Raw genomic sequence first — 5,504 nt, forward strand, 5'->3', positions numbered from 1 at the left:
GCCATGCGTTGACCGACCTGGGTGCCGATCGCCTGAAATTCAGGGATATCGACGTACTGCACGCCCTTGTAGGGGGTCGGTTTGGGGGAGGGGTTGGTGATATCGGCGGACTGAATCGAGTTCAGCACGATGTCGGCGAAGGGGGCGGCGGCCTGGTAGTTGGGGTTTGCGTAGGTGGACTTGCGGGTGCCCGGTGGCACAGCGACCCAGCCATACTCGTCTGCCACCAGCTGGACGTACTCCTTGGAGGTGGCCCAAGCGACAAAGCGCTCGGCGGCTTCGGGCGACTGGGAGGTTTCGGGAATCGCTAAGGCCCAGGACCACAGCCAGTTCGAGCCATTCGGGTAAGACTCGACCGGGGCGCGGGCGAACCCAACCACGTCGGCCACCTGGGATTCGTCCGGGTTCGAGAGCAGACCAGCGGCGACGGTGGCGTCGATCCACATGCCGCACTTGCCGGTCGAGAACAGGGCCAGGTTTTCGTTGAACCCGTTAGAGCTAGCTCCGGGGGGGCCGTACTGGTTCATGACGTCCACGTAGTAACTGACGGCGTTTTGCCACTCGGGGGTGTTGATGGTAGGGTTCCAGTCCATGTCAAACCAGCGGCCGCCAAAGGTGTTGACCAAGGTGGTGAGAAAGGCCATGTTCTCGCCCCAGCCCGGCTTGCCCCGCAGGCACATGCCGTAGACGCCGTTCTCCGGGTCGTGGACCTGGCTGGCCCATTCAGCCACCTGCTCATAGTTAGGACTTTGGGGCACCGTAATGCCCGCCTCGTCAAACAGGTCGGTGCGGTAGTAGAGCATCGAGCTTTCGCCGTAGAAGGGCACCGCGTAGAGGGTGTCTTCGTAGGAGAGTCCGGTGCGAATGGGGTCGATCAGGTCGTCGACATCGTAGTTGGCGGGCAGTCCGTCGAGCGATCGCAGCCAGCCCCGCCTGGCCCAAATCGGCGCTTCGTAAGACCCAATCGTCAAGACATCGAACTGGCCGCCCTGGCTGGCCACATCGGTGGTGGTGCGCTGGCGCAGAATGTTTTCTTCCAGCACGACCCAGCGCAGCTCGATATCGGGGTTATCGGCCTCGAACTGGCTCGACAGATCTTGCATGACCACCATGTCGCCGTTGTTGACGGTGGCAATGGTCAGGCGAGTTTTGCCGCCCGCTTGCGGCCCTGCCGAACAGGCGTTGACAAGCTGCACCAGCAGGAGGCCAATCAGGAAGGCCACCAGCCCTCTGGCACACCTACTAGCACGGCGAAAAAGGTGCATCGCACGGCTCCTCGAATTTCAAAAAGATAAACTAAGTTGAATTTATGCCCTAGCAGTGGGCAAAAGCCCAATAATGGAATCATACTGATGTCGCTTCCCAAGGGTGAGACGTTCAGTAGTATTCGCAACAATTCTTGATTGCAGTTCTCACACTGAGGCCAGCTTTATGAGCGCGACGGCAACCTATGCTTTCCAGGGCAAAACCATCCTGATTACCGGCGGGGCGGGGGAAATCGGCAGGGCCACCGCCCACCGATTTGCCGCCGATGGGGCAACTGTTGTGTTGCTGGATATTAACGAAACTAAGCTGACCGAGGTAGCCCAGGCGCTAAAAGACGGCGGCAGTCCGGTTCATACTTTTCGTTGCGATGTGACCAACCCTGATCAGGTGAAACAGGTGTTTGCAGCAGCGGCTGAGCAGACGGGGCAGATTCACTACGTCTTTAACAACGCGGGCTACCAGGGTGCGTTTGCCAAAACAGACGAGTATCCTGAGCAGGATTTTCAAAAGGTGATTGATATCAACGTGGTGGGCGTTTTTCACGTGCTCAAAGCCGCTGCCCAAACCCTGCGCGATGGCGGTGGCGGGGCGATTGTCAATATGGCCAGCCACGCTGGGGTCGATGGGCCGCCCAACATGCTGGCCTACGCTGCCTCCAAGTTTGCGGTGATCGGCATGACCCAGACGGCGGCCAAAGACCTGGCCCCCTACGGCATTCGCGTCAATGCCCTGTCGCCGTCGCTGATTGGCCCCGGCTTTATGTGGACCCGGCAGACGGAACTACAGGCGGGGGTCGGCTCCCAGTATTTTGATGCCGACCCCAAGGTCGTCGAGCAGCAGATGATCAACTCAGTGCCCCTGCGGCGGTTGGGGAAGCTGGCAGAAGTCGCCAACGGCGTCGCCTTTCTGATGAGCGATGAGGCCAGCTACATCACCGGGTTCAATTTAGATGTCACAGGGGGGCAGTAGAAATGAGCAAATATTCCCTGATGGAAGTAATGCTCAATCTATCTTTAGGCAGATCTTTAATCGCCTAAGATCTTTCTTGAGGCGGTGGTGGGTTTCTGAGGTGAGCGATGGAAGAAAATTATCCAGAAAAGCGCGATGGTCGGAAACCGGCCCAGCAGGGCCATCGCAAACTTGACCTGGCGGCCCATGCAGCCTGGCTATACTACATCGCTGGCAACACCCAGGAAGAAATTGCCTGCAAGCTGAACGTGTCGCGGCAGTCGGCCCAGCGGCTGGTGGCGCTCGCCGTCAGCGAAAAGCTGATCAAATTTCGCCTCGACCATCCCCTCAGCCACTGCATTGCCCTGGCCGAGGCCCTGCGGGATAAATTTGCGCTCTCTCTGTGCGAAGTGGTTCCCAACTCCGCTGACGGCAGCGACCCCTACAGCGGTTTGGGGGTCTGCGCGGCCACCCACCTGGAAACCTACCTGTTGGCAAAATCGCCCTCCGTGCTGGCCTTTAGCTCGGGCCGTACCCTGCGGGCCATGGTCGATCAAATTCCGTCGATGGATCAGCCCCAGCACAAGATCGTCTCGATTGTGGGCAACATGTCGCACTACGGGTTAGCGGGTCGCCACGAGGTGGTCATGCACCTGTCTGACCGGGTGGGCTCGCAGACCTACCCGGTACCCACGCCAGCGGTGGCCACCAGCGTGGAAGAGCGCGACCTGCTGCAGACCCAGCGATCGTTCACCGCCGTCAAAGCGCTGGCGGAGCAGGCTAAAGTCACCTTCGTTGGCGTCAGCCACATCGCCTGGAACGCCCCCCTGCATGAGGATGGCTTTATCAACGAGACCGAACTGACCGAGCTGATTGAGCTGGGGGCGGTGGGCGAAATTGCGGGCTGGGCCTTCGACGCCCAGGGCATGTTGCTGCGCCAGGGCACCAACACCCGTGTGGCTGGCGTACCCCTCCAGCAGCCGGCCCAGCGCCTGGTGATTGGCGTCGCTTGCGGGCCGCGTAAAACCGAAGCCATTCTCGCCGCCCTAAAGGGCCAGCTGATCAGCGGGCTGATTACCGATGAAGCGGTGGCCACAGCCCTTTTGGCCAAATGATGAGCCCCTTTCCCCAGGTCAACGGAGGCCTGCTAACCCATTTGGAGAAAACCATGACCGAGCCTGTTATTTGCCTGGGAGAATGCTTAGTCGATCGCCTGTTTGAGGTCGGCCAGAACCGCCAGCATTCTTCAACAGAATGGACGGACTACCCCGGCGGTGCGCCTGCCAATGTCGCTACCGCGATCGCAAAACTGGGCACCCCCACCCGCATGGTTAGCTGCCTGGGCCAGGACGACGTGGGCGACTGGCTGACTCAGGTGTTGCAGGAGCAGGGAGTCGCCTGCCAGATTCAGCGCTACGCCGATGCCCCGACTCGCATTGTGCTGGTGGAGCGGGATGAGACGGGCGATCGCAACTTCATCGGCTTTAGCGCCCCCGACCCCGCCGCCTTTGCCGATGCCCACCTAGCTCCTGAGTGGATTGACGGCGTTGATTTTGCGGGGGTGAAGTATCTGGTGATGGGGACGCTGGGCCTGGCTTACCCCACTACCGCCAGCGCTATGGCGCTGGCGCGCGATAAGGCCCAGCAGGCCGGAACCAAGATCGTGATTGACTTGAACTGGCGTCCGGTGTTCTGGTCTGACGTAGAGCTTGCGCCGCCCAAAATTCACGAATTTTTGAAGGCCGCCGACCTGCTCAAGCTCTCACGAGAAGAAGCCCTGTGGCTGCTGGATACAGATTCCGCTGCTGAGATTTGTCAACAGTTCCCCCAGTGTGAAGCTGTGCTGCTCACCGACGGGGGCAACGGCAGCACCTGCGCCACCAAGCAGCACAGCCTTTCGCTGCCCGCCTTTGCCGTCGACAGCATCGATACCACCGGAGCTGGAGATGCGTTTCTGGCCGGATTTCTGCACCAGCTTTGCCAGCGGGGCTGGGAGAGCCTGCAATCGGCTGAAACAGTTAAGGACATGCTGCGCTACGCCAGCTCTGTGGGGGCACTGACGACGCTGAAACCAGGGGCGATCGCCGCCCAGCCCACCCCCCAGGCGATCGATGCCTTTTTGCAAAGCCAGGCGGCGGCATCTAGCCCCGATCCCTGAGGGCGAATGCCATTCGCCCCTAGCCAGATACCCAATTCAAAAAAGGCAACCCTGTAGGGGCAAACGGCGTTTGCCCTAAACAAGTCGGGGCAGGCACCAAAATTTAGCGCGATCGCCCCTCAAACCAGCTCCAGCCCAATCTCAAAGCGGCCTGCGTAGCCCTCCCCATCCTGAGTCGCCGGCAGCACGAGCTGCTCGCCGCCACTGCGAAAGATGCCGTCATTTGAGTTGCGGGTGGTGCGCTGACCGCGATCGCTGTAGGGGGCCTGGGCGTAGACGCGATCGCTCAAAGCATCGTCAAAGTAAAGCTGTGAGGTAAATTCGTAGCCCTGACTGGCGGCGGTACTGCCGCGAATTTTGAAATGAATATGCACGGTTCGCCCTGGGTACCAGCCGGGATAGATGGTGGTGAACTCAGCCGTGCCGTCAGCATTGGTGACCTGAGCACCGCGCAAGAACGTTTGGCCCAGAGTGTTGGCTTGGCGATCGCTCACATCCGAGTAGGCCCCAGTGGCATCGCAGTGCCAGACATCAACAATGGCCCCGGCCAGCGGCACACAGGCATTTTCGCCCACCTGCGACACCCGAAACTGCAGCTTGAGGGGCACGCCCGGTTTGACTGCCCCCGTCGCTGAATCAGCGCGAATATCCGCTCGATTCAGCCCTTCGTCAACAAAGTAGGGGCCTTCGGTTTGCTGGGGTCGCACGGTGCAGGCGGGGGCTGCCGTGCCGGTTGGGGTTTGGGCTACGGTGCCGCTAAGTTCAGCTGAGGCAGATGGTCTACGAAAACAACCCATCAGTGAAACCATTAGGGTGCCGCCGAGAAAACCCAGGGCGTCTCGGCGCTTGAGGCGGAAGCCATCCATTCCAGATACGTATTGTCTTGGCATAACGATAGGGGCTTTGCTATATCAACAGCATCCATTGGGCCAAATAAAAATGACGCTTTACCCTAAGCTTGCATTACAGCGCTGTCACCAAGCGGAAGACTCCCTACCGGACAGCCTTCAGCGACTCGTAGAGCGGGGTATAGCGCTCAAACGCCGCATCATAGGCGTCCTGCTGCTGAGGCTGTACCGCCTCGATCGCATCCGGCAGCATCTCAAACGCCTCTTCCAGGGTTGAATACGCC

General features: G+C 60.0%; 5 protein-coding genes. 3 read left to right on the forward strand and 2 right to left on the reverse strand.

Annotated features, from left to right (window positions below):
• Positions 1-1,265, reverse strand: a 1,265-nt coding sequence (locus IQ273_RS29600) for a sugar ABC transporter substrate-binding protein (RefSeq protein WP_194026692.1), incomplete at its 3' end; no start/stop codon positions are given.
• A 166-nt stretch (positions 1,266-1,431) separates the two neighbouring features.
• On the opposite strand from IQ273_RS29600, the gene IQ273_RS29605 reads away from it, so the two are divergent.
• The 3 genes from IQ273_RS29605 to IQ273_RS29615 all read left to right on the forward strand — a co-directional run bounded on the left by IQ273_RS29605 (position 1,432) and on the right by IQ273_RS29615 (position 4,372).
• Entirely contained in the window at positions 1,432-2,235 is an 804-nt protein-coding gene (locus IQ273_RS29605; protein WP_194026693.1) for an SDR family NAD(P)-dependent oxidoreductase, read from the forward strand.
• A 107-nt stretch (positions 2,236-2,342) separates the two neighbouring features.
• Positions 2,343-3,329 carry a sugar-binding transcriptional regulator gene (locus IQ273_RS29610; protein ID WP_194026694.1) on the forward strand — a complete coding sequence of 329 codons (987 nt, stop codon included), beginning with the start codon at positions 2,343-2,345 and terminating at the stop codon, positions 3,327-3,329.
• Positions 3,330-3,382: 53 nt separating this feature from the next.
• Entirely contained in the window at positions 3,383-4,372 is a 990-nt protein-coding gene (locus IQ273_RS29615) for a carbohydrate kinase (protein ID WP_194026695.1), read from the forward strand.
• Positions 4,373-4,491: 119 nt separating this feature from the next.
• Here IQ273_RS29615 and IQ273_RS29620 read toward each other — a convergent pair whose 3' ends face one another.
• Positions 4,492-5,262 carry an intradiol ring-cleavage dioxygenase gene (locus IQ273_RS29620; RefSeq protein ID WP_228054152.1) on the reverse strand — a complete coding sequence of 257 codons (771 nt, stop codon included), beginning with the start codon at positions 5,260-5,262 and terminating at the stop codon, positions 4,492-4,494.
• Positions 5,263-5,504: the final 242 nt, after the last annotated feature.

Source organism: Nodosilinea sp. LEGE 07298 (assembly GCF_015207265.1).
Lineage (GTDB): Bacteria > Cyanobacteriota > Cyanobacteriia > Phormidesmidales > Phormidesmidaceae > Nodosilinea.